A 24215-nucleotide genomic window follows, 5' to 3' on the forward strand; every position below is an offset into this window, starting at 1 on the left:
GCGGCCGCGGCCGCCGATCCCGTCGACGTGCGCTTGAGGCGGGACATGGCAGGCATGGGTTCATCCTGCGATTTGGAAATGGCTGGCCCATGAAAGCCCTGACCGGCGGCTGGGAAGTGGTTGTGAACCCGGGAAACTGTGCCCGACGCCACGGTGAACGGCAGTGGCCGGTGCCGTCCGCGAGGGACCGGCAAAAGGCTGCCTGCCGGCCCCATCGCAGCCGCCGCGAAATCTACGGCGCGGGCGACGCTGCGGTGTCCGGGCCGGGCTGGTTCCCTGCCGGAACGCGCAGGCTGCCGTACCGCTCCATGCGGTGCCACCGCAGGTGCACGCCGGCCACGGCGGTGACCACCGATTGGATGACGACCAGGTACATGAGCTGGCGGTACACGAACTGCTGGAGCGGCAGCGTCCAGAGCGGGCGAAGCTTCTCATGGTCGAGCCGGAAGGCGTAGGCGGCCATGAGGCATTGCACCAGCAGGAACGCCAGCCAGAGGGCCCCGATGCGGACCGGGTCAAGAAAGATCAGCCCGTAGACGGCAAAGACGTCGACGACGGGGGCGAACAGCGGAAGCAGCACCTGGAAGACCAGCAGGTAGCTGAGCCCGCGCCGGCCCAGCTTGCCGGCCTGCCCGCGCTGCACCATCGCCCCGCGGTGCTTCCACATGGCCTGGAGCGTGCCGTAGCACCAGCGGTAGCGCTGCTTCCACAGCGCGCCCAGGTCCGCCGGGGCTTCCGTCCAGGCCCGTGCGTCTTCCTGGTACACCACGCGCCACCCGTCGCGGCACAGCGCCATGGTCAGGTCGGTGTCCTCGGCGAGCGTGTCGTCGCTGACCCCGCCCACAGCAGCCAGGGCGTCACGGCGGAAGGCTCCGATGGCCCCCGGGACGGTCGGCATGCACTCCGCGACGTCGAACAGGCGCCGGTCAAGGTTGAAGCCCACCACGTATTCAATGTGCTGCCAGGCACCCAGCACCCCGCCGCGGTTGGCCACCTTGGTGTTGCCGGAAATGGCGCCCACCCGCGGGTCGGCGAAGGGCTGGATGAGCGCATGGACGGTATCCGGCTCAAAGACGGTGTCGCCGTCGACCATCACCACCAGGTCGGGGCTGGCGGCTTCCAAGCCGGCATTGAGCGCCGAGGGCTTCCCGCCGTTTTCCTTGCGGATCACCCTGACGCCGGGCAGTCCCAACGCCTCGACGACGTCGGCCGTCCCGTCGCTCGAGCCGTCGTCGACCACGATGATCTCCACCGGGTGGCTCGAGGCGGCAATGGACCGGACAGCTGCCTCAATGCCTGCCGATTCGTTGTAGGCGGGCACGATGACGGTCACGGGTTCGGTGATCCCCCCGCCGACCGGCACGTCCACCCGCCTTCGCCCGCTGCCCTCCGCACGGCTGCGGCGCGCGGCGCGCCGGTGGCGGGCGGCAAAGCCCACCACCAGGACGGCCCGGATGAAGGTGACGATGCCGGCGGCCAGCAACGCCCAGGTGATGGCTGAGACAATGAAGTCGCTGACCCGGATGCCCCACACGAATGCCGTGCCGCTGAGCTTCTCCGCCGTGGTGGCCGGGCGCATGCTGTCAATGCCGATGGCGTGGCCCACCGTGGTGACGTGGTAACCCTTCGCGGCAAACCGGGACAGCGCGGAGTCGAGTGCGGCGACGGTCTGTGCCCGGTTGCCGCCGCCGTCGTGCATCAGGAGGACCTGGCCGTGCGGGCCGGCGGCCGTAAGGTTCCGTTCGATGGCGGCAACCCCCGGCCGCCGCCAGTCCTCGCTGTCCACCGTGCTCAGGACGGTGAGGTACCCCTGGCGGGCCACCGTCTGCATGGCCGACCACGTGCCGTTGGTGATCGCGTCGTTCTCGGAGCTGTACGGCGGACGCAACAGCGACGCGGCCTGGCCGGTGATGCCGATGACAGCGTTCCCTGCTCCCTGGACCTCCAGCTGGCGGCGCCAGGCGGGGGCCGTGCCGAGGTCGGTGTGGGTGAGGGTGTGGACGCCGATCTCGTTGCCGTCGGCGACGATGCGGCGCACGAGGTCGGGGTGGTCGATAGCCGCCGAACCAACGACGAAGAAGGTCGCGTGCACATGGTGTTTGCGCAGCACGTCAAGGATCTTCGGCGTCCACACGGGGTCGGGGCCGTCGTCGAAGGTGAGGGCGAGGGTGAGGGCCGGCGGGCTAACGGTCCGCACGGAACCGCCGCGGGCATCCACCACCGGGCCGCCGTGGGAGACGGCCTCCGGGACGGCGCTGGCAGAACCGCTGGAGGACACCGAGTCGTCGCCGATCCCGGCGAGGTGGTTCATGTAGCCCTGGACCATGAGGGCAAAACCCAGGGCGAGGATGACGGCGGCCAGGACCAGCCAATGGGCCCGGACACTGGCAGGGGCGGCACCCTTGCCCCGGCGCCCGGTCTGGCGGCGCACGCTCACGGGTGGGGGTGCGCCGTCGGCCGGGTGGCCTGGCCGGGGGCCGTCCCGCTCTTGCCGGGGGAGGTGGGTTGTGCGGTCGGGACGGCGGCGGGCGTGGGGACGGCAACCGCGGGCTGGGGCGTGGGGCTGGCGTTGCCCGGGGCGGGCGTCGTCGCCGGGAACGCCGCTGCCGGTGCGGGCGTGTTCCGGGCAACGGGGGCCGCTGCCGGTTGACGGTCGCTGGCGGGCACCGCCACGGCACTGGGCGCGGGCACCGCAGCGGCTGCCGGAAGCTGGCCGGGCGACGGCGTGGCAGTGGGGCGGGCCGGTGCCGCTGCCGGTGCGGGCGGAACGGGAACCAGCGGAAGGAAGGGGGCGGCAGCATTCGGCCCGGCGATCAACGCAACCAGCAGGAGGGCCACATAACCTGCCGCCAAGGCAAGTACCCCGAGACCCAGGACCTTGAACCGCCGCAGCCGGCGGCCGGACGCGTCGACAAAGACGGGTCCGTGCTGGGGCATGGGCAGTGTCTGGTCCGGGGCTTCGTGAATTGCTGGCATCAGTCATCGATTCTAGACGATGGGCCGCCAGTGTCACAAAAGGGTAACGGCCGGCGCTGCCGCGGCGCATCCCCGCGGGCCCGGTGCGCGTCGACCCCGAAGCGGGCGGCCAGGCATGAATAGTTGAAGCTACAAGTAATTGGTGTATCCTTGCATTGAGTCAACGGCAACAGGATTCCCACACCCAAGGAGATTGAATGAACACCACATTGCGCGACGTGCGCTCGCCCGGCTGGACCGCCAACCCCGTTCCCGATGCCGTGGTGCTCATGCTCCACGGCTTCGGCTCGAACGAGCATGACCTTGCCTCCCTGGCGCCGGCCCTCGGCCTCAACCTGCCGTGGGCATCCCTGCGCGCACCGATTGAGCTTGGCAACGGCGGCGCGGCCTGGTTCCCCATCACCACGCCCGGGGTCCCCGACGCCGCGCCGGTGGAACACGGAACGGAGGCCATCTGGGCCTGGGTTGAGGCCAATGTGGACCCCGGGACCCGGATTGTGCCCATCGGCTTCTCCCAGGGCGGACTCATGGCCACCCAGCTGCTGCGCACGCGCCCCGAGCGGGTGCAGGCCCCCGTCGTCCTGGGCGGCTTCGTGCTGGGCGCGCCGCAGCCGGGGGACGACGCACTGCTCGCCGGCCTCCCCACGCTGTTCTGGGGCCGCGGCGCCGAAGACAGGGTGATCGCCCCGGTCGCCGTCGCCCGCACGAGCGAGTACCTGCCACGGCACACCTCCCTGGTTGAACGCGTGTACCCGGGACTGGCGCACAGCATCAACGCCGCGGAGCTCGACGACGTCCGCGGCTTCATCGCGGCCGAGGTGGGTGCCGCGGCGGTCGCCCGCGCATGAGCGCCCCGGCGCCCTTTGAGATCGGCATCTTCACCTTCGGCGAGCTCACCCGCGACGCCGCAGGGAAGCCGATCGATGCCTTGGCACGCACCCGCGACATCCTGGAATGGGCGCGTGTTGCCGACCAGGCCGGCCTGGACGTCTTCGGGGTGGGCGAGCACCACCGCGAAGACTTCGCCGTCTCCTCGCCCGCCGTGGTGCTGGCCGCGGCCGCGGCACAGACGCAACAGATCCGCCTCACCAGCACCGTCACCGTCCTCTCCAGTGCCGATCCGGTCCGCGTTTTCGAGGACTTCGCAACACTGGACCTGGTCAGCGGCGGGCGCGCGGAAATCACCGCCGGGCGGGGCGCCTACCTGGAGTCCTTTCCGCTGTTCGGCCAACGGCTGGAACGCTATGACGAATACTTCGAGGACCGGCTCGGGCTGCTGCTGCAGATCCGCGACGAAAACCCCGTCACCTGGAACGGCACCACCCGCCCGGCCCTGACGGATGCGGGCGTTTGGCCGCGCCCGGCCCAGGCTGCACTGCCCGTGTGGCTGGCCGTGGGCGGGACGCCGGCCTCCGCCGCGCGGGCCGGCAGGCTGGGGCTGCCGCTGTACCTGGCGATCCTGGGGACACCGGCGCGGTTCGCGCCCCTGGCCGGGCTCTACCGCAAGTCAGCCGGCCAGGCAGGCCGGGGGCCGGGGCGGATCGGGGTGACCTCGCACTTCTATGTGGAGGAAACCTCGCAAGGGGCAAGGAACACGTTCTTCCCGCACTATTCGCAGTACATCGGCCAGAACATGCCCCGGACCGGCCGGCTGGACCGCGCGGCCTTCGAGGACTGGGCCGGCCCCCGCGGTGCGCTGTTCGCCGGGAGCCCGGCCGAGGTCGTCGAGAAGATCCTGTGGGAGCACGAGGTTCTCGGGCATACGCGCTTCCTCGCCCAGGTGGGCCTGGGCGGGCTGTCCCAGGCAGCGACGCTGCGTTCCATCGAGCTGCTGGCCACCGAGGTGCTGCCGGCGGTCCGTGCGGCCCTGGGGCGGTAGGCCGCCCGCCCGGCGGCAGCCGGACCCCGTCAGGTTTTGCCCTTGCCCTTCTTGTCGTCAATGATCCCGCCGATCAGCCCCCCGATGGCCCCGCCCAGGACGCCGCCGGGAACCCCGCCCAGCAGGGTGCCGATGCCCGCCCCGATCCCTGACAGGCTGGAGCCGTAGCTGACCCTGGCGATCGTGACCGTCGTCGAGCCTCCGGGGTCAACGGACACTTCGAAGGAACCCAGGGCCGCTGATGCGATGACAAGTGCCACCGGGCTGGGCTTGGTTCCGGCGAGCATCTTGGCGTAAATCTCCCGGGTTTCGAAGTAGGCCCGCCGGGGATCGCCCTTTGGCTCGCCCGCCTCATATCCGAGCTTGTAGAGCCCGAGCAGGGTCTCCGCCTCTTCCTCGCTGACGACCTCCACTGCCGTGAGCCTGGCCAGAACGGCCCGGTGTTCGGCAACATAGTCCCCCTTGTACTCCTCCATGATGCCCCGCGCCTCGACGCGTGCAGCGTGCATCAAATCCGGCAATCCGACGATGATGGCTGGTGTTGACTCCATGTGTCCCCTCCTATAGGTGCATGGACCTTTGGGTGCACGGACAACGCTACGCCGCTACTGGCCGGTTGTGACGGGTGTCACGTGGCATTCGGTGTTGATTTTGGGAGCGGTTCCCGTCCGTCGAGGGTCATCCCTGCCCTGCGGGTGTCGATCCGGCCGCCGCCCAATCGTCATCCTCGTGAAGCACGGCCACCCGGCAAGCCCGCCGCCGTCGTGCCTCGGACAAGACGCGGCGCCGCCCGTGGACGGCACCGCCCCGATCGAGGAGAATGAACCATGCGCTACACACTGCTTTTGCACTACCCGGAAATGGATGCCGCGGAGCTCGGCGAAGAGGCGCTTGCGGAGGGCCGGCAGGCCTTCCAAAGCTACGCGGCCGCGCTGCAGCAGGCCAACGTCCTGATCAGCGCCGAGGTGCTCCAGCCGTCGTCGAGCACCACCACGCTGACCACGGCCGACGGCGCCCTGCGGGTGCAGGACGGCCCGTTTGCCGACACGAAGGACCAGCTGGGCGGGACGTTCGTGATCGACGTCGCGGACCTGGACGCCGCCATCGGGTGGGCCGGGCAGGCACCGTCCGTGGAATGGGGGGCCGTGGAGATCCGCCCCGGGGCCACCTACACCGTGGACGGCGCCTGGACGCCCAACACATGACCTCCCCGGAGGCGCGGGCCGCGGCCGAACACGCAGCCCGCGTCTCCTACGGGCACCTCGTGGCGCTTCTTGCCGCGTCCACGGGCGATCTCGCCCTGGCCGAGGACGCCCTGTCCGCCGCCTTTGAACAAGCCCTGGTCAGCTGGTCCGCCGGCGGCGTCCCCGCCAAGCCGGAGGCCTGGCTGCTCACGGTGGCCCGCAACAGGCAGCGCGACGCCTGGAAGTCAGCCGCGAGCAGGACGTCGCTGCCGCTCACGGACGCAGGCAGGCAAGGAAGCCCGGCCATGCCGGCCCTCGACGAAATCGACGTCGACGCCATTGGCGACAAGCGCCTGGAACTGCTGTTTACCTGCGCCCACCCCGCCATCGACGCCGCCATCCGGACCCCGCTGATGCTCCAGGCGGTCCTTGGCTTTGACGCGGCCAGGATCGCCGCCGCCTTCGCCGTCCCGCCTGCGGCCATGGCGCAGCGGCTCGTGCGCGCCAAGAAGCGCATCAAGGCAGCCCGCATTCCCTTCACCGTGCCCGGCCGGGACGCCATGCCGGAACGGCTGCCCCCGGTGCTTGAGGCCATCTACGGCTGCTACGCGCTGTCCTTCGCCGACGGCCCGGAAGTGCCCGGCGGATCCGGTGTGGAAGACCTGGCCGGCGAGGCGCTCTACCTGGCGGCGACCCTGGCCGCCCTGCTGCGCACCGAACCCGAAGCGTGGGGGCTGGCCGCCCTGATCACGCTCTCCCAGTCCCGTGCGCCGGCGCGCGGAGGCCCGTTTGTTCCCCTCGAGGCGCAGGACACGGACAGGTGGGACGCCCGGCTCATTGCCGAAGGGGAGTCCCACCTGCGCCGGGCCGCCGCGGCAGGGGCCGCCGGCCGCTTCCAGCTTGAGGCCGCCATCCAGGCCGTGCACTGCGATCGGGCCCGCACGGGGCGGACCGACTGGCCGGCCCTGCGAACCCTGTACACGGCACTCGTGGCAACAGCCCCCAGCCTCGGCGCCCGGGTGGCGCTGGCCGCCGTCACGGGCCGCACTGATTCGCCCGCCGCCGGGCTGGCGCAACTCGATGCACTTGGTGCGGGGGAAGGCCCAACCGCCGCGTCCGCCGTCGAACACTTCCAGCCCTTTCTGGCCACGCGGGCGGACCTCCTGGCCCGGGACGGCAGGCGGGCGGAGGCCGCGGCGGCCTTTGCGGAGGCCGCGGCAGCCACCGCGCAGCCCGCCGTCCGCCGCTACCTCCTGCAACGGGCGGCCGGCACCGCCTGACTCCGGCGACCGGGTAACGTGGGACTGAAAGGGACCGTCGTCGCCGAAGGGAGCCATGCCGTGGGCAGCCGCAACGCCGGAAGGGACGCCCGGAGCCGCACGCATGGCAAGCCGCCGCGCGAATCGCCTGCCGCTGCGGGGCCGCACCTCCCCGCCGCCGAACCCGCCGTTGATCCAGCCTCCACCATCGACGGCGCCGCCGACATCGTCCGCCTGCGCCGCCGGGGCTTCGTGCTCGAAGGGGTGACGCTCGGCTGGAACGTGGTGGGCGTCGTCGTACTGGCCGTGGTGTCGATCAGGGCGGGATCCGTGGCGCTGGCCGGTTTTGGCCTGGACAGCCTGATCGAAATCGGGGCCAGCACGGTGGTGGTCTGGGAATTGTCCGGGAGCGGGGAAAACCGCCGGCGGCTTGCCCTGAAACTCATTGCCTGGGCATTCCTGGCGTTGGCCGCGTACCTGGTCCTGCAGTCCGGTGCCGCACTTGCCGCCGGCCACCGGGCCGGGCCGAGCCCCGCCGGGATCGGCTGGACCGCGGTCACGGCGGCAGCCATGTTCCTGCTGGCTGCCGGGAAGGCGCGCACCGGGCGGGCACTGGGGAATCCTGTGCTGGCGGCCGAGGGCCGGGTGACGTTCATCGACGGCTTGCTGGCGACGGCGGTCCTGGGCGGCGTGCTGCTGGACGATCTGGCCGGGTGGTGGTGGGCCGATCCCGTGGCAGGGCTGGTGATTGTCTACTATGCGGTCCGCGAGGCCCGGCACATCCTGCGTCCCCCGGGCTGACCGGCCCGGCCGGGGAAGGGCCAACGCCGCAGTATGGGCCAAGGCCGCGGGAAGGGGCCGGAGCGCGGGGAGTAGCATGGCACCCATGGCGGGAACTCCCAACCCAGGACCCGGACGGCTGCTGCGGATTGTTGGTGCGGTGGCCGTTGTGGGCGGGCCGCTCGGCTACCTGCTCGGCGGGCTGCTGGCGCCGGCAATCCACGGCACGGGCGCGGCAACCATCCAGGCCAACGCCGCTGCCGGCCCGGCGGCCAACGCAACCCACCTGGCTGCCTTCGTCGCAGCCTCCTACCTGCTGCCCATCGGCGCCGTCGCCCTGGCTTGGCTTGCCTACCGGCGCAGGCCGTGGCTGGCGGCCATTGGCGGCCTGCTGGGGATCATCGGGTGGGCGCCCTTCGCGGCACTGGCCGCCCTGGACGACCTCGCCAGCGTCATGGCCCGGCAGGCCGGCCAGGCGTCCAACGCAGCACTGTTGGACGCCTTCACCAACGATGCCGTCATGGGCAGCTACCTCATCATCTACGTCATCTGCCATCTCGTGGCCTATGTGTTGTTCGGGATCGCGCTGTGGCGTGCCCGCATCATTCCGGCCTGGGCGGGTTGGGCGATGGTCGTCAGCAGTCCGTTGACCGTCGCCGCCTTTGCCTTCCACGACACTGCCCGCACCGCCGTGGGCGTTGCCGCGCTGGCCCTGCTCCTCATCGGCAGCCTGCCGGCAGCGCGTGCCATTGCGGCCAGGCGGGTAGTCCGCAGCACGGCTCCCCGCTGACGGTGCCGCCCCGGTCACCGGGCCCGTAGGCTGTTGGGGGAATCAGCCGCGCGCCCGCGGCGTTGCCCAAGGCAAGACCCCCGCACCAGAAAGTTTTCCCCATGACAAAAGCGCTTTTTGAAGAGATCACCCTGCGCGGCCTGACGGTCCGCAACCGGATCTGGGTCACGCCCATGTGCCAGTACTCCGCGGAGCAGCAGGACGGGATGCCCGGCGACTGGCACCTGGTCCACCTCGGGTCGTTCGCCCGGGGTGGGGCCGGTGCCGTGTTCACCGAGGCCACCGCCGTCGTCCCCGAGGGCCGGATCTCGCCGCAGGACCTCGGCCTGTGGAACGACGCCCAGCGTGACGAATTCGCCCGGATCGTGCGCTTCATCCACTCGCAGGGTGCCGCCGCCGGGATACAGCTGGCCCACGCCGGGCGCAAGGCCTCGGTGTTCCGGACCTGGGACGAGCGGCGCGGCACGGTCCCCGCGGCCGACGGCGGCTGGACCACCGTGGGCCCCAGCACCGTGGCCTTCCCCGGCTACGACACGCCCGCTGCGCTGACGGCTGGCGGGATCCGGGACATCACCGAGGCCTTCGCCGCCGCCGCCCGCCGGGCCATGGACGCCGGCTTTGACCTGGTTGAAATCCATGCCGCGCACGGCTACCTCCTCCACCAGTTCCTCTCGCCGCTGAGCAACACGCGTACCGACAACTACGGCGGCACACTCGCCAACCGGGCCCGTGCGCTGCTGGAAACCATCGACGCCGTCCGGGGCGCGGTGGGCGACGGCGTCCCCGTCCTGGTGCGCTTCTCCGGCACCGACTGGGCCGACGGCGGCTGGACCCTTGAGGACACCCAGACCGTTGCGCGGTGGGCGGCGGAGCACGGCGCGGACCTGGCGGACATCTCCACCGGCGGGAACGTCCCCTCGGCCAGGATCCCCGTCGGCCCCGGCTACCAGGTGCCGTTCGCCACCGCGGTCCGCACAGCCGCGGGGATCCCGACGGCCGCCGTCGGGCTGATCGACGAGCCGCACCAGGCCGAGCAGATCGTCGCGACCGGGCTGGCCGACGTCGTCATGGTGGGGCGCGAACTCCTGCGGGACCCCAACTTCCCGCTGCGCGCCGCGGCCGCGTTGGGGGCCGAGGTGCCCTACGCGCCGAAGCAGTACCACCGCGCGCCCATCACGCGTCCGACGGCGTAGGCTCCGCGGGCGGGCGGCCTGGCGCGGGCTGCCCGCCACGGGGCGGCACGCAATTGTCCGTGGAGGGTTGTCCGGCGCACTCCGGTGGGATAGCTTACGAAAGGGGCCGTCCCCGCACCCGAAACCGGGGCCGGCCCGTTGCGAAGCGGCCGTACCAACCGGAGGCGCACCTTTCATGGACAAACGGATATCACTGCTGGTCGACGGCGAAGAGAGGACGCTGACCGTCGACACCCGCACCACGTTGCTGGACTCGCTGCGGGACAGGCTGGGGGTCACCTCGCCGAAAAAGGGGTGCGACCACGGCCAGTGCGGGGCCTGCACGGTGCTGCTCGGGGGCCGGCGCGTCAACTCCTGCCTGGTGCTGGCCGTCGCCCACGACGGGGCGGAGGTGGTGACGGCCGCGGGGCTGGGCGGCGGCGGTGGGGAACTGCACCCGGTCCAGGAGGCCTTCCTGGCCCGGGACGCGCTCCAGTGCGGCTTCTGCACGCCCGGCCAGGTCTGTTCGGCGGTGGGCATGCTGCAGGAGGCGGCCACCGGACAACCAAGCCACGTCACGGCCGATCCGGGCCGGGCGGTGGAACTCGATGATGCGGAAATCCGCGAGCGCATGAGCGGAAACCTGTGCCGCTGCGGCGCCTATGTGAACATTGTGGCGGCGATCCGCGACGCCGCTGATCCGGGCCGGACTTCTGGCACGGCATCGGCAGGGGCACGACCATGAGGCCCTTCGACTACCAACAGGCACCCGATGCCACCGCCGCGGTTGCCACCGTGGCCCGGCGGCCGGGCGCCATGTTCCTGGGCGGCGGGACCAACCTGGTGGACCTGATGAAGCTGGGGGTCGCCACCCCGGAGCTGCTGGTGGACGTCAGCCGGCTGCCGCTGGACACCGTGGCCGAACTCCCCGACGGCAGGGTCCGGATCGGCGCGGCGGTGCCCAACAGCGACCTCGCCGCCCACCCCTTGATCCTGCAACGCTATCCCGTCCTGTCGCAGGCGCTGCTGTCCGGGGCCTCGGGACAGCTGCGCAACCTGGCCACGACCGGCGGGAACCTGCTCCAGCGCACCCGGTGCCCATACTTCCAGGACGCCAGCCTGCCGTGCAACAAGCGCGAGCCCGGCTCCGGCTGCCCGGCCCGTGGGGGGTACAGCCGCAACCACGCCATCCTCGGGGCCTCGGACAGCTGCGTCGCCGTCCACCCCTCCGACATGGCGGTGGCGCTGGCCGCGCTGGATGCCACCGTCGTCATCCTCGGCCCCGGCGGCGAGCGCACCCTGCCGCTGACGGAGCTGCACCGCCTGCCCGGCGCCGAACCGGAGCGCGACACCGTGCTGGCGCACGGCGAGCTGGTCACGGCCGTGGACCTGCCGCCGGGCAGCCACCGCCGCTCGGCCTACCGCAAGGTGCGGGACCGGGCGTCGTTTGCGTTTGCGCTGGTGTCCGTGGCCGCCGTCGTGGAGCTGGCGGACGACGGCGGCACCATCGCGGGGGTGCGCATCGCCCTTGGCGGGGTGGCCCACAAGCCTTGGCGGGCCGAACGCGCCGAGGAACTCCTGCGCGGCGCGCAGCCGACGGAAACGAATTTCGGCAGGGCGGCCGCGGCCGAACTGGACGCCGCGGTGGCGCTGGCGGGCAACGCCTTCAAAATTCCCCTGGCGGCCAATGCCATGGTGGCGGTGCTCCGGGATCTCACGGGGAGGGGCGGCAATGGCTGAACTGCTGGCATCCAAGGCCATGGGCACCAGCCTCCGGCGCGTCGACGGCGTGGCGAAGGTGCGCGGCACCGCCCCCTACGCCTTCGACCACCCCGTGGAGAACCCCGTGTACCTGTTCCCCGTCCAGGCGACCATCGCGCGGGGGACGGTCAGCTGGATTGACACGGCGGAGGCGGAGGCGGTGGCTGGCGTGATCGCCGTCCTCACCCACCTCAACGCCCCCAGGCTGGCCCGCAGCGACGATGCCGAGTACGCCGTGCTGCAGGGGCCCGGGATAGGCTTCCGGGGCCAGTTCATTGCCGCCGTGCTGGCCGAAACAGGGGAAATTGCCTGCCACGCGGCCGGGCTGGTCGCCGTGGGCTATGACATTGCGGTCCACGATGCGAGCTTCACGGCCGGCCACCCCGGGCAGTACACGCCGGGGCAGGTCAACGGCGGGGCCGTGCCGGACACCGCCGCGGGCGACGTCGAGGCGGCACTGGCGGAAGCCGCCGTCGTGCTTGACCAGACCTACACGACGCCCGCCGGGCACAACAACCCCATGGAGCCTCACAGCACGGTGGCGGCCTGGGAAGGTGACAGCCTGGTGCTGTACGACTCCACGCAGGGCGTCCATGCCGTACGGCAGACACTGGCGCCGCTTTTTGGGATCGCGCCGGAGAACATCCAGGTGGCCGCCCCGAACGTGGGCGGCGGCTTTGGCTCCAAGGGCCTGCCGCACGCGCATGTGGTGCTGGCGGTGATGGCGGCGCAATGCAGCAACGGCAGGCCGGTGAAGTTTGCCCTGACGCGCCAGCAAATGTTTTCCCTGGCCGGCTACCGCACCCCCACGGTCCAGCACGTGCGGCTGGGCGCTGACGGCGCCGGCAGGCTCACCGCCATCTCGCACGAGGTGGTGGAGCTGACGTCGCGGATCAAGGAGTTTGCCGAGCAGACGGCCGTCCCGGCGCGGATGATGTATGCGGCCCCGAACCGCAGGACCAGCCACCGCCTGGTTCCGCTGGACGTGCCGGTGCCGTCGTGGATGCGGGCGCCCGGCGAGTGTCCCGGGATGTTCGGACTGGAAACGGCCATGGACGAACTGGCCGAAGCCTGCGGGCTGGATCCCCTGGAACTGCGGGCCCGCAACGAGCCGGACCTTGACCCGGAGACCGGGAAGCCGTTTTCCAGCCGGCACCTGCTTGAATGCTTCACCACGGGTGCCGGGCGGTTCGGCTGGGATCGGCGTTCCGCGGTCCCCGGGGGCCGGCTGGAAGACGGCTGGCGGGTGGGGATCGGGGCCGCCAGTGCCACGTACCCGTTTTACCGCAACCCCGGCAACGCGGCCCGCATTGCCTACGGCGGCGACGGGACGTACACGGTGCAGATCGGGGCCGCCGATCTCGGCACGGGAAGCTGGACCGTCCTGGCCCAGATTGCCGCCGACGCGCTGGACTGTCCGCTGGAGGCAGTGCGGCTGGAAATCGGCGACACCTCCCTGCCCGTGGCCAGCGTGGCCGGCGGGTCCTCGGGCACGGCCAGCTGGGGCGGGACCATCATCGCCGCGGCCGACGCCTTCCGGAAGGAGCATGGCGACCGGCCGCCGGCCGGCGCCGCGACCCAGGCGGCGGCGCCGGAGGATCCCGAGGCCGGGCGGTATGCGCTGCACTCCTTTGGCGCACAGTTCGCCGAGGTGCGCGTGCATGCCGACACCGGCGAGCTCCGCGTTTCACGGATGCTCGGGGTCTTCTCCGCAGGGCGCATCATCAATCCCCGCACGGCGCGCTCGCAGTTCATCGGCGGGATGACGATGGGAATCGGCATGGCCCTCCACGAGGCAGGCATCATGGATCCACGCTTCGGCCTGGTCGTCAACCATGACCTCGCCGACTACCACATACCCGCCAACGCCGACGTCGGTGACGTGGACGCCATCTGGCTGGAGGAGGTCGACCTCCACGCCGGGGCCCTCGGGGCCCGGGGAATCGGCGAAATCGGCATCACGGGTGCGGCGGCAGCCATCGCGAATGCGGCCTACAACGCCACTGGGATCCGCATCCGGGAACTGCCGCTCACAGCGGAGAAGTTTCTGTCCTAAAAGGGGCCGGGACGAGGGCACCCGGGTGTAGCATCTGGCCATGATCCTGTCGAAGGTTCCGGACCCGCGCCTCGTGACCATCCGGCGCGGCGGGACCCTGACCGACGCGGACCACCAACTGCTCGCCCTGTGGGCGGCAACGTGCGCGGAGCATGTGCTGGCCCTCTTCGAATCGGTCCGCCCGGATGACCCGCGTCCCCGCCAGGCGATCGGGCAGGCCCGTGCCTGGGCCCGTGGCGAGGTGAAGATGATGGAGGCCCGGGCGGCAGGCGGCCATGCCATGGGTGCCGCCAGGGATCTGCAGGGGGCTGCACGCCACGCGGCGTATGCGGCAGGCCAGGCCGGCGCCGTGGCCCATGTCGCCGCACACGGGCTTGGTGCCGCCGCCTATGCCATCAAGGCCGCCCGGGCAGCTGCCCTGTCCGGCGAAGGCGTGGCAGCGGGGCGGTCGGAGTGCCGGTGGCAGCGCGCGCAGCTTCCGGAGCCCATCCGCGAGCTGGTCCTCGACGACCAGCGGCTGCGCAATGACATCTGCTGGTCCGTGTTTGACTGCTGAGCCGGCAGCCGTCGCTTCTGCGCCGGACCCGGGGCGGGTTGTGCGCATAAACTCCCATGCGCCGGACCCGCCTCCGGTCCGGCGCAGATGCGCCAGGCGTCAGTGCCAGAATGCGCCGAGCTGTCCGGCGAGGGCGCTGCCCTGGCGGTAACCGGCCCGGGCGGCGGGCGGGCGCAGCGCGGGATCCAGTGCGTTGGCGCCGAACAGCTGTGTGGAGTTGCCGTCCGGGAAGACGGTCTCGACGCTGCTGCCGCCCGCGCGCAGCTCCCCGACCTGGGCCGCGAGCTGCATGCCCCAGCCCAGCGGGTGCCGCGTCCGGCCGCCGAAGGGGGAGAGCACCAGCACCCGCGCGCATCCGGCAGCCAGGTCCGCGTTCTCGTTTCTTCGGTAGCCGCCGTCGATGTACTGGCGGGCGCCGATGCCATGGGCCGTGCTGCTGGAACAGCTGGCGGCCACGGCGTCCACGAGGTCAACCCCGCTGTGGCGGTCGAACACGGCCGGTTCGCCGGTTTGTGCGTCCACGGCCGTGATGAGCAGGCGGCGTTGCGGCCAGTCCAGGCCAGACAGCCGGGAGGCGACGGTGGCGCGCCACCGTGCGGGCACGGAAGCGTCCGAAGCCGCGGCATTCCCGATCGCCCACGCCCCCATGCCGCGGCGCATCCCGGCCGCGTCCCGGGCCGCGGCAATGATGGCGCCGGTGGTCTCCATGTGGCTGCCCGCCGGACGCACCGGACCCTGTCCGCCGCCGGGCCGGGCCGGGTCTGTGCGGCGCGGGGCCTGGGCGGCCAGGATGGCGGCATACAGTTCCGCGGGCCGCGTCCCGCCGGTTATTTGGGCCGCCGCGGTCGCCCCGGCCGACGTGCCGATGACCAGGTCGGCCAGTGTTGCATCCAACCCGGCCTCAAGCAGCCCGGCGATCACGCCGATCAGCCACGCGTTGCCGGCCGCTCCGCCGCCACCAAGAACCAATGCCCGTTCGTCCACACGGCCACTCTACCGGTGCCGGTGATCCACGGCTGCGGCGTCGAGCAGCAGGGGCGGGCCGCCTTTAAGCGGGCAACAGGTGGTTGGGAAGCCTGTTGCCCGGCACCCGGCCACGGATTTCGAGCAGGTCGCGGGCGTGGGCATGCAGCGCCTTGTCCTCGCTGGAGATCGGCACCCAGGGCGGAACCGGGACGGAGGTGCCGGCGTCGTCCCGTGCCACCATCACGGTGAGGCAGTAGGTGGTGAGGTCCATCTCGCGCCCCTTCGGGTCCCCCGAACGGACGTGGACCGCGATGTGCATGCCCTTCATCCCGGTGTAAACGAGCCGGGCCTCCACTTCCACGACGTGGCCGATCAGCAGCGGCCGGTAGAACCGCACGCCGCCGGAGAACACCGCAACGGTGTCCATGCCGCAGTATCGCGACGCGCACACATAGGCCGCTTCATCGATCCACTTCATCACGATCCCGCCGTGCACCTTGCCGCCCCAATTCACATCCGTGGGCGCGGCCATGAACCGCAGGACCACACGCTCGGCCGTGCCGGCAGCGGTGTATTCCTGGGCCTTCATGGCCGCCACAATCTCGTCGCGGACCTTGATCCGGGCCAGGGCGTCGTCGCGAAGTGCAAGCTCCGCCGGCGTCACGGCCTCGAAGGGGGCCACCGGGACGGGTTTGCCGTCGTCGCCCACGGCCACGAATATGACCATGCACTGGCTGCGCATCGTAGGGGTGCCGCCCCTGGGGTCGCCGGAGGAAACCACGGTGCGGATGTGCATCGAGGACCGGCCGGTGTAGACAATGGTCGCCTCCACCTCCACCATGTCGCCGCTGTTGACGGGGTCGGCAAAGTGGATGTTGCCCACGTAGGCGGTCACACAATACGACTTCGCCCAGCCGACGGCGGCGGCATACGCTGCCTTGTCCACCCACTCAAGCACGGTGCCGGCATCCACCGAGCCGCTGTGCCCGATGTCGGTGGGGGCTGCGAGGAAGCGAAGGGTCACGGAATTGGCGGCAGTCTCACTCATGGAACGAGTGTAATGAAGTGGCAGGCCGCCCCCGGGCGGGGAGGTCTCATGCGCACCTCCCAACGTCACAATCGCCGCGTCGGCCGCGCGGGGGACCCGGACCGGGCTATGCAGGCACGCCGGCACGTGCCTAGGGTGGAAATGGTACGAAAGGAGCATTTCATGAAAAAGATCCTCATGGTACTGACAAGTGTTTCCGAGATCGGCGCTACGGGGGAGAGCACCGGCTACAACGTGGCCGAGGCCGCCCATCCCTGGAAAGTCTTCAAGGATTCCGGGCATTTCGTTGACTTCGCCTCCATCCAGGGCGGCCAGCCCCCGCGCGACGTGGTGGATGCCGGGGACCCCGTCCAGGTGGCCTTCACGCAGGACGAGACCACGCGCGCCGGCCTTTACAACACGGCCCGGGTCGACGTCGTTGACCCCGAACAGTATGACGCCCTCTACCTGGTGGGCGGCCACGGCGCCATGTGGGACTTCCCGGACAGCGAAGGCCTGCAGAAGCTGGTGGCCGGCGTCTACAACGCCGGCGGCGTGGTGGGCGCGGTGTGCCACGGCCCGGCCGGCCTGGTGAATGTGGATTTGGCGAACGGGATTCATCTGGTCAACGGCCGGAAGGTGGCCGCCTTCACCAACGACGAGGAAGTCGCGGCAGGGAAGGACAAGGTCATCCCGTTCTTCCTGGCCGACCGGCTCGAGGAACAGGGCGCCACCCACGTCTCCGCCGGCGTCTTTGAGGAAAAGGTTGTGGTCGACGAGCGGCTGGTGACCGGCCAGAACCCGGCCTCGGCGGCCGGCGTGGCGAAGGAAATGGAGAAGCTGCTGGCCGGGGTCATCCACCAGGAAAAGGCTGAGGAACAGCAGCAGGCAGAGGCCCTGCGTGCCGAGAAGGACGCAAAAAAGGCGGCCGCCGCCGAGATGGAGCACCGGCACCACCCGTGAAGTGCAGCCGGCCCCGCCGGGGCAAAACACCCCGGATGCGCCGTCGTGCCGATCCGGCCGTTGCGGTGCCAGGGAACGGGCAGCAGTCCCGGGCTAGGCGACCAGGTTCCCGGCGGCCACGTCCATGTGGTCCACCACGGCGGACCGTGCCGCTTCGGGGTCTCCGGTCTCAATGGCCGCAACGATTTCGTAGTGACGGTCCACGCGCATGTTCCTGACGGCCTTCTCCAACCCGGCGAACATGATGGACATGCGGATGGATCCTTCCAGCGACGCCCACGAGTGCAGCAGCGTCTGGTTGCCGGTCAACGTGCACAGGGTCCGGTGGAATTCGAGGTCTGCCTCAATCCGCTCCTCGAGGGATTCGTTGGCTACTGCGTTCATCCGGTCGACGGCGCTGCGCAGCGACTTGATGACGGCGGTCCGGTTCGGCCGTTCGCAAAGCGTGAGCACCGCCAGGGATTCCAGGGCCGCGCGGACGGCGAAGATGTCGCGGATTTCCTTGGCATCCAGGTGGCGGACGGAGAGGCGTCCGCGTGTGCCGGAGGTGAGCAGCCCTTCCTGGGCGAGCTGGCGCAAGGCCTCGCGCAGCGTGCCGCGGCTGATTTGGAGCATGTCGGACAGCTCGGTTTCGACGAGGTGCCGGCCAGGCTCCAGGGCGCCGCTGGTGATTGCGGTGCGGAGGGAGGACACGGCCTGCTCCCGCAGGCTCTTCTTTTCCAGTCCCAGAAGGGACGCGGTGGCTGCTGGCATGGTGTGTTCCTCGGCGTGGGCGGGCAGTTGTTTACTGTCAGGTGTTAACAGTTGATACTACGCCACGGGCGCGGGACCTTTGGGAGGTCCCGCGCCCGTTTGCGTCGTATTGTGCGACGGAGGGCGGGTCAGCCCAGTTCCGCCAGTACCTTCCCCACAATCCTTGCCACGGACAGGCCATAGCGGTCGTGGAGCGTCGGCAGCGCACCGGCGTCCAGGAAGGCATCCGGCAGGCCGATGGGCACGACGCGCTTGTTGAGGCCGGCCGTCACCACTGCGGAGGCGACGGTCTCGAACAGCCCGCCTACCACGGTGTGGTTTTCCAGTGTCAGGGCCAGGCGGTCGCCGGCGAGTTCGGCCAGCACGGTGGCCGAGTCAAAGGGCTTGATGGTGGGGGTGTGGACGACGGCGGCATCCACCTTGTGTGCCTCCAGCGCCTGTGCGGCCTGGAGTGCGCGCATCGTCATGAGCCCGCTGGATACCAGGACCACGTCGGTGCCCCCGCGCAGCACCTTGGCCTTGCCCAGTTCAAAGGTGTAGTCGTATTCGTCCAGGACGGTGGGCACGTTGCCGCGCAGCAGACGCAGGTAGGTGGGCCCGTCGCTGGCGGCCAGCTGGGGGACGGCCTGCTCAATGTCGACGGAATCGCAGGGGTCCACGATGGTCAGGTTCGGCATGCCACGGAAGATGGCCATGTCCTCGGTGGCCTGGTGGCTGGGGCCGTATCCGGTGGTCAGCCCGGGAAGCCCGCCGACGATGTTGACGTTCAGGTTTGGCTCGGCAATGTCGAGGCAGAGAAAGTCGTAGGCACGGCGCGCGGCGAACACCGAATACGTCGAGGCAAAGGGAATGAGCCCGGTCTGGGCCATGCCGGCGGCGGCGCCGAAAAGGAGCTGTTCGGCCATGCCCATTTGGAAGAAGCGGTCCGGGTGCTGCCGGGCAAAGATGTGCATGTCCGTGTACTTGCCCAGGTCCGCGGTCAGGCCCACAATCCGCTGGTCGGCCTCGGCGGCCTTCGCCAATGCATGCCCGAACGGTGCCGGCGAGGTCTTCTGTCCGGGATCGGCAAAGGAGGCGATCATGGCGGATGTCTTGGGTTTATTGGCCGGTGCCAGTGTTGTGGCCATCACAGGGCCGTCCTTTCGTAACCGTTGCTGAGCTGGTCGCGGCAGAGTTGCCACTCGTGTTCTTCGATGCGCATGAAATGCGCCTTTTCGCGGTCCTCCAGCAGGGGAACGCCGCGGCCCACCTTCGTGTCGCAGAGGATGACGGACGGCTGCCCGTGGGGCTTGGCGTTCGCCGCCGCGTTGTCAAAGGCCTCCAGCAGCGCGGCGGTGTTGTTGCCGTCGACGCGCTGTACGTACCAGCCAAACGCCTGCCATTTCTCGGTGAGGGGTTCGGTGCGCAGGACGGTGTCCGTCCTGCCGTCGGCCTGGAGGGCGTTGATGTCCACCATGGCGGTGAGGTTGCCCAGCTGGTGGTGGTGGGCGCCCATCGCCGCTTCCCACGTGGAGCCTTCATCAAGCTCGCCGTCGGACAGGAAGTTGAACACTCGGGCGCCGGACCCCTGGTGGCGCAGGCCGAGGACCGTGCCGACGGCGATGGAGAGTCCGTGGCCCAGGGAACCGCCGGAAATTTCCATCCCGGGCGTGTAGGTGGACATGCCCGACATGGGCAGGCGCGAGTCGTCGGAGCCGTAGCTTTCCAGTTCCCCGACGGGGATGATGCCCGCCTCGGCCAGTGCCGCGTAGTGGCCGATGGCGTAGTGGCCGGTGGAGAGCAGGAAGCGGTCGCGGCCTTCCCAGTCCGGCTCGCCGGCCCGGAAGGTGAGCTGGCTGGTGTAGACGGTGGCGAGGATGTCCGCCGCCCCCAGGGCCTGCCCGACATAGCCCTGGCCTTGGACTTCGCCCATGTTCAGGGCGTGGTGCCGGATGCGGTACGCGGCCTGGGTGGCTGCGCCCACCCGGTCCTCGAAGGTGCCTTCGGCCAGGGGCCGGCTGGTGGTCGTATCCAATGTGGACATGATGTGGGTTCTGCCTTTCGTGGGCTTAGGCGTCGATGGTCAACGGTGTGCTTTTGGTGGCCTCATCCGCCAGCTGGCGTTCCCGCCTGCCCCAGGTTTCGCGGGTGCTGATGGCGGCGACCAGGCCGATGAGGCCGTAGAGCAGGAAGAGTGCGGCGGGGCCGGCCCAGCCGAAACTGAGGAACAGCAGCGTGGTGATGAAGGGCGTGAAGCCGGAGACCATGGCCGAGACCTGATAGGCCAGGGACGCGCCGGAGGCGCGGGTCTTGGCCTGGAACAGTTCGGGGAACCACGGGCCCTGGGCACCGGCCAGCGAGTTCTGGCAGACGGCGTAGGAGATGATGACCGTCAGGATGACGAGGATGGACAGCCCCGTGTTGACCAGCAGGAACATGGGGAAGGCGAACAGCACGGCAAAGGCGCAGGACCAGATGTAGAGCGGCCGGCGGCCAATCTTGTCTGTGAGGTGGCCCCACGCCGCAGTTGCGAAGATGCCGATCGCCGCGGCAATGCTCAGGGCCAGAAGGGTCTCGGTCTTGCTGGACAGGCCGGTGGTGTGGAGGTAGGAGATCATGTAGGTGATGGAGACGGCGTAACCGGCCGTTTCAGCGATGCGCAGGCCGATGCCGCGCACGATGTTGCGCCAGTCGGTCTTGATGACTTCCACGATCGGCGACTTCACGATGGAGCCCGAGGCCTTCACTTCGTCAAAGACGGGGGACTCGGGAACCTTGGAACGGATGACCAGCCCCACGGCGACCAGGAAAATGCTGGCCAGGAACGGTATGCGCCAGGCCCATGAATTGCCCAGGTGGACGCTGAAGAGGAAAACAAGGTTGGCCAGCAGGAGTCCCACGGGGAAGCCGGCCTGGACCATGCCGGTGTACTTGCCCTTCTTCTTCCAGGGTGCGTGCTCGTAGCTCATGAGGATGGCGCCGCCCCATTCCGCGCCGAATGCCAGGCCCTGGACAATGCGGACAAACACCAGCAGCGCCGGGGCCAGTAGGCCCACGGTTGCATACGTGGGCAGCAGTCCGATGGCGAAGGTGGCAAGGCCCATCAGGACCAGCGAGGCCACCAGGACCGGCTTGCGCCCCAGCCTGTCACCCAGGTGGCCGCCGAGAATGCCGCCGAGGGGCCGGGCGGCAAAGCCGACGCCGAGGGTGGCGAAGGAGGCCAGTGTCCCGGTCACGGGGTCGGCACCGGGGAAGAAGGCAGTGCCGAAGTACAGGGCGGCCGCCGTCCCGAAACCGATGAAGTCGTAGGTTTCGATGACGGCGCCCACGCTGGAGCCGAGGGCAACGCGCCGGGCGTCCTTGGTGCCGTGGACTGGTCCGCGCATCGAGAGAGCATCGTTGCTCATGGTCTTATATCCCTTTCAAACGGCGACCGATGCATTCGGCATCGTGATGTCGACTGTTAACAGATGATACGACAGTGTGACCCGGATCATTCATTCTTGTCAACAGTCAACTTCAGAGGTTGACTGTTGACACTGAAAAGTCCTAGTGTGGTTCCCATCACCCGCCACTGAAATTTTTCACCCCATCCAGTTTCGCCCAACCTTCAAGGAGAATCATGTCCAACTCCATCCAGCGCACCGCCGTCCTGACCGGAGCCACGTCCGAGCGGGGCATCGGCCTGGCCGCCGCCCGCCGCTACGCCCGTGAGGGGTGGGCCGTGGCCATCCTGGACCTCGACGGCGAGAAGTCGGCCAAAATTGCCAGGGAAGTCGGCAACGAATTTGATGTCCCCGCCTTCGGCCATGCCGTCGACGTCGCCAGTGAGGACTCGGTTGCTGCCGCCCACGGTGCCGTCAGCGCCGAGTTGGCAGCCGGCAACCTGCCCGTGGTCGGCGCCGTGGTCAACATTGCCGGGATCACCTCGCCGGTGCCGTTCCTGGAGACCACCCTGGAACTGTGGAACAGGATCATGGCCGTCAACGCCACCGGCACCTACCTCGTCACCAAGGCGTTCCTTCCGGAAATGATCGACGCCGGATGGGGCCGCATCGTGAACATGTCCTCCGTCTCCGCCCAGCGCGGCGGCGGCGTGTTCGGCAAGGTCCCCTATTCCTCGGCCAAGGCTGCGATCCTCGGCTTCACCAAGGCGCTGGCCCGCGAACTTGGGGACTCGGGGGTGACGGTCAATGCCATTACGCCCGGCGCCGTGGACACCAACATCCGGGTCGGCAGCACCGATGACCAGGAAGCGGCGATCGCCCGCGACATTCCCGTGGGACGGACCGCCACCACCGAGGAGGTCGCCGCCGTCATTACGTTCCTGTCCTCCGAGGATGCCGCCTACCTCACCGGCACCACGGTCGACATCAACGGCGGCAGCCACCTCCACTGAGGCCTGCACCCGGGCCGGGGCGCCGGGGTGCTCCCGCTCACGGTGTGAGCGGGCCGTGCAGGACCCGGCGTGCCAGGTCCGCGTCACCGTCGACGGCCGCGCTTCCGGCCAGGTTCCAGCGGCCCCAAAGGCCAAGGTACATTTCCCGCACCGGGGCGGTGATCGAGGCAGTGACGGGCCCTTCGCCGAGTGTCCAGCCGGTGGCCCCGGGGACGTGGAAGGCCACGGCCCCGTCCGGGGGCGGCATGCGCTTGAGCCGGAGCTGGCGTGGGGCGAACATGGCCAGGACCTCGTCAACCCCGTCGACCATGAAGCCATCCGCGAATCCCGGCACGTCCACACCCGAGGCGAGGGAAGCGTCGACCAGGTGGATGGCGTGTTCGTGTGCCTGGCGCCGAAGCCAGAAACCGGCCTTGCGCGGCGGCGGGCCAAAGTTCCAGCACGGCGCCTCGGGGTCGAGGGCTCCCATCGCGGCGAGGAAGGGGCCCGTGCCGTCGAGGAACCATGCCGCGGCGCCCGTTGCCGGCGGGGCCGGTTCCTCGACGTATGTCCCTGTTTGAACGATGTTCGCCGCCCAGCGTTCGATTGACCCGAGGTGCCCGAAAAGTTGCCCGAGCGTCCAGTCGGGGCAGGCCGGAACGGGGCGGGCGGGCAATCCGCCGGGCTGGCGCGCAATCGTCATGAGACGCTCGAGGCTGCCGGCCAGCGCTGCGAGGTGGTCATCGGGGGTCATGCGTCGAGCATATCCGGCCGTGCGGGATTCCCGCCCGGGAATGGGGCTGACTGCCGCCTTGCCGGGCAGGGTGCATCTACTGCCGGCAGTACTTGCAAAAAAGCAAGTACGGCCCGCCTTTCGCGCCACTCTAAGCCGCAAAAGACGGGTACCCGCCACTCGTGCGATCCTGCATTGACGTCCATAGCCTGTTCATAGGATATTCAGCGTGGCTCCGTCATTGAATCGTAGGTCCCAGTCGTGGCACACAGCTATCCTGCTTTGGTTGCAGGCATGGAAAATCCAGGCACGGTCCCTGGCCAGGGTGACGGGGCCTGCCTCGCCGGGCCCACTGTCCCGGGGCTTAATATCCCCGGGCCCGACGGCACCTACCGGACCATCTCGTCCCCCCGCTACGAGAAAGCACGATTGGCCCTCATTGAGGCCTGGGAGCACCGGCCGCCGGCCTGCTCCTGGGAGCGTGCCGTGTTCGAAAAGATGATCATGCCGGACGCCCGCGCGGAATTGCAGGCTGCCTGGCTGGAAGCAGCGGAGATGTCAGGGTTCGTGCATCCGGGAGCCGGGCCCCAACTGCCGTGACCGGGAATACACCACCGTGATGGCCAGGTCCAACTGGCGACACGGCACCCAAACGCAGTCGGCCGCGGGTGGAAACGGCCGGAACATGATGTGCTGGGGTCCCGAGCGGCCGCCCAGGTACCGTCCGCGGTCAACGAATCCGGACTTGAGATAGGCCGCCCGGCCCGCACCATTGCGCTCGTTGACACCAAGAACAACGCCGTTCGCCGGCAGCCCCAGCTCGGCGGCGATGTCCCGGGCAAGCCCGACGGCGGCCAGCGCCGCCTTCGTCCCGTAGCCGTGGCCCTCGTGCCTGTGGTCCACGAGGAATCCACGGAGCGAAATGGCACTGTCATCGTCGACCCAGCCCGCGGCCGTGGCCGCCCCGACGTGCAGGACCCCCATGCCCACGACGTTCCTGCCG

Annotated in this window: 24 protein-coding genes; 13 read left to right on the forward strand and 11 right to left on the reverse strand. The window is 69.9% G+C overall.

Annotated features, from left to right (window positions below; all coding sequences use genetic code 11):
- Positions 1-232: 232 nt before the first annotated feature.
- Both G6035_RS05200 and G6035_RS19720 read right to left on the reverse strand, forming a co-directional pair.
- Positions 233-2437 (reverse strand): bifunctional polysaccharide deacetylase/glycosyltransferase family 2 protein, encoded by a 2205-nt coding sequence (locus tag G6035_RS05200; protein WP_371130856.1) that lies wholly within the window; start codon positions 2435-2437, stop codon positions 233-235.
- Positions 2434-2976: a hypothetical protein gene (locus G6035_RS19720; RefSeq protein WP_218062991.1), complete on the reverse strand. Its 543-nt coding sequence runs from the start codon at positions 2974-2976 to the stop codon at positions 2434-2436. The genes G6035_RS05200 and G6035_RS19720 overlap by 4 nt, the downstream gene beginning before the upstream one ends.
- Before the next feature lie 197 nt (positions 2977-3173).
- On the opposite strand from G6035_RS19720, the gene G6035_RS05210 reads away from it, so the two are divergent.
- Both G6035_RS05210 and G6035_RS05215 read left to right on the forward strand, forming a co-directional pair.
- Positions 3174-3824, forward strand: coding sequence for an alpha/beta hydrolase (locus G6035_RS05210; protein WP_176616019.1), 651 nt, complete (start codon positions 3174-3176; stop codon positions 3822-3824).
- Positions 3821-4855 (forward strand): LLM class flavin-dependent oxidoreductase, encoded by a 1035-nt coding sequence (locus G6035_RS05215; RefSeq protein ID WP_176616020.1) that lies wholly within the window; start codon positions 3821-3823, stop codon positions 4853-4855. Before G6035_RS05210 ends, G6035_RS05215 begins: the two co-directional genes overlap by 4 nt.
- A gap of 29 nt (positions 4856-4884) precedes the next feature.
- On the opposite strand, the gene G6035_RS05220 is transcribed toward G6035_RS05215, so the two are convergent.
- A complete protein-coding gene (locus G6035_RS05220) occupies positions 4885-5406 on the reverse strand; it encodes a hypothetical protein (RefSeq protein ID WP_176616021.1) in 522 nt (173 codons plus the stop codon).
- A 276-nt stretch (positions 5407-5682) separates the two neighbouring features.
- Here G6035_RS05220 and G6035_RS05225 point away from each other — a divergent pair, with 276 nt between their 5' ends.
- From G6035_RS05225 to G6035_RS05265, 9 genes are all read left to right on the forward strand, one after another.
- Positions 5683-6060, forward strand: a complete 378-nt coding sequence (locus G6035_RS05225; RefSeq protein WP_176616022.1) for a YciI family protein — start codon at positions 5683-5685, stop codon at positions 6058-6060.
- The gene (locus G6035_RS05230; RefSeq protein ID WP_176616023.1) at positions 6057-7319 is read left to right on the forward strand and encodes an RNA polymerase sigma factor; all 1263 of its coding nucleotides are present in this window, start codon (positions 6057-6059) and stop codon (positions 7317-7319) included. The genes G6035_RS05225 and G6035_RS05230 overlap by 4 nt, the downstream gene beginning before the upstream one ends.
- Positions 7320-7337: 18 nt before the next feature.
- Positions 7338-8099: a cation transporter gene (locus tag G6035_RS05235; protein WP_371130857.1), complete on the forward strand. Its 762-nt coding sequence runs from the start codon at positions 7338-7340 to the stop codon at positions 8097-8099.
- An 85-nt stretch (positions 8100-8184) separates the two neighbouring features.
- Positions 8185-8868 (forward strand): hypothetical protein, encoded by a 684-nt coding sequence (locus tag G6035_RS05240; protein WP_176616024.1) that lies wholly within the window; start codon positions 8185-8187, stop codon positions 8866-8868.
- A 101-nt stretch (positions 8869-8969) separates the two neighbouring features.
- Positions 8970-10061, forward strand: coding sequence for an NADH:flavin oxidoreductase/NADH oxidase (locus G6035_RS05245; protein ID WP_176616025.1), 1092 nt, complete (start codon positions 8970-8972; stop codon positions 10059-10061).
- A gap of 175 nt (positions 10062-10236) precedes the next feature.
- Positions 10237-10785 carry a (2Fe-2S)-binding protein gene (locus G6035_RS05250; RefSeq protein ID WP_176616026.1) on the forward strand — a complete coding sequence of 183 codons (549 nt, stop codon included), beginning with the start codon at positions 10237-10239 and terminating at the stop codon, positions 10783-10785.
- A complete protein-coding gene (locus tag G6035_RS05255) occupies positions 10782-11780 on the forward strand; it encodes a xanthine dehydrogenase family protein subunit M (protein ID WP_176616027.1) in 999 nt (332 codons plus the stop codon). The genes G6035_RS05250 and G6035_RS05255 overlap by 4 nt, the downstream gene beginning before the upstream one ends.
- Positions 11773-13857: a xanthine dehydrogenase family protein molybdopterin-binding subunit gene (locus G6035_RS05260; RefSeq protein ID WP_176616028.1), complete on the forward strand. Its 2085-nt coding sequence runs from the start codon at positions 11773-11775 to the stop codon at positions 13855-13857. Before G6035_RS05255 ends, G6035_RS05260 begins: the two co-directional genes overlap by 8 nt.
- 40 nt (positions 13858-13897) lie before the next feature.
- Positions 13898-14413, forward strand: a complete 516-nt coding sequence (locus G6035_RS05265; protein ID WP_176616029.1) for a putative immunity protein — start codon at positions 13898-13900, stop codon at positions 14411-14413.
- Positions 14414-14512: 99 nt separating this feature from the next.
- Here the strand turns inward: G6035_RS05265 and G6035_RS05270 are convergent, their stop codons facing one another.
- Together G6035_RS05270 and G6035_RS05275 are read right to left on the reverse strand one after the other, a co-directional pair.
- A complete protein-coding gene (locus tag G6035_RS05270) occupies positions 14513-15397 on the reverse strand; it encodes a patatin-like phospholipase family protein (RefSeq protein ID WP_176616030.1) in 885 nt (294 codons plus the stop codon).
- A 64-nt stretch (positions 15398-15461) separates the two neighbouring features.
- Entirely contained in the window at positions 15462-16427 is a 966-nt protein-coding gene (locus G6035_RS05275) for an acyl-CoA thioesterase (protein WP_176616031.1), read from the reverse strand.
- Between the two features lie 162 nt (positions 16428-16589).
- Between G6035_RS05275 and G6035_RS05280 the strand changes: the two genes are divergently transcribed.
- Positions 16590-17369 carry a type 1 glutamine amidotransferase domain-containing protein gene (locus tag G6035_RS05280; protein WP_176616032.1) on the forward strand — a complete coding sequence of 260 codons (780 nt, stop codon included), beginning with the start codon at positions 16590-16592 and terminating at the stop codon, positions 17367-17369.
- 93 nt (positions 17370-17462) lie between these two features.
- Here G6035_RS05280 and G6035_RS05285 read toward each other — a convergent pair whose 3' ends face one another.
- From G6035_RS05285 to G6035_RS05300, 4 genes are all read right to left on the reverse strand, one after another.
- The gene (locus tag G6035_RS05285; protein WP_176616033.1) at positions 17463-18122 is read right to left on the reverse strand and encodes a GntR family transcriptional regulator; all 660 of its coding nucleotides are present in this window, start codon (positions 18120-18122) and stop codon (positions 17463-17465) included.
- Between the two features lie 128 nt (positions 18123-18250).
- Complete coding sequence (locus G6035_RS05290) at positions 18251-19249, reverse strand: transketolase family protein (RefSeq protein ID WP_176616114.1); 999 nt, start codon at positions 19247-19249, stop codon at positions 18251-18253.
- Positions 19249-20145 carry a transketolase gene (locus tag G6035_RS05295; protein ID WP_176616034.1) on the reverse strand — a complete coding sequence of 299 codons (897 nt, stop codon included), beginning with the start codon at positions 20143-20145 and terminating at the stop codon, positions 19249-19251. The genes G6035_RS05290 and G6035_RS05295 overlap by 1 nt, the downstream gene beginning before the upstream one ends.
- Before the next feature lie 25 nt (positions 20146-20170).
- On the reverse strand, positions 20171-21508 hold the full coding sequence (locus G6035_RS05300; protein WP_176616035.1) for an MFS transporter: 1338 nt from the start codon (positions 21506-21508) through the stop codon (positions 20171-20173).
- 215 nt (positions 21509-21723) lie between these two features.
- On the opposite strand from G6035_RS05300, the gene G6035_RS05305 reads away from it, so the two are divergent.
- A complete protein-coding gene (locus G6035_RS05305; RefSeq protein WP_176616036.1) occupies positions 21724-22500 on the forward strand; it encodes an SDR family NAD(P)-dependent oxidoreductase in 777 nt (258 codons plus the stop codon).
- Positions 22501-22537: 37 nt separating this feature from the next.
- On the opposite strand, the gene G6035_RS05310 is transcribed toward G6035_RS05305, so the two are convergent.
- Both G6035_RS05310 and G6035_RS05315 read right to left on the reverse strand, forming a co-directional pair.
- Positions 22538-23233 (reverse strand): maleylpyruvate isomerase family mycothiol-dependent enzyme, encoded by a 696-nt coding sequence (locus G6035_RS05310; protein ID WP_176616037.1) that lies wholly within the window; start codon positions 23231-23233, stop codon positions 22538-22540.
- Between the two features lie 537 nt (positions 23234-23770).
- A complete protein-coding gene (locus G6035_RS05315) occupies positions 23771-24196 on the reverse strand; it encodes a GNAT family N-acetyltransferase (RefSeq protein ID WP_176616038.1) in 426 nt (141 codons plus the stop codon).
- Positions 24197-24215: the final 19 nt, after the last annotated feature.

This window comes from Arthrobacter sp. SDTb3-6 (genome assembly GCF_013376095.1).
In the GTDB taxonomy this organism is placed as follows: domain Bacteria; phylum Actinomycetota; class Actinomycetes; order Actinomycetales; family Micrococcaceae; genus Specibacter.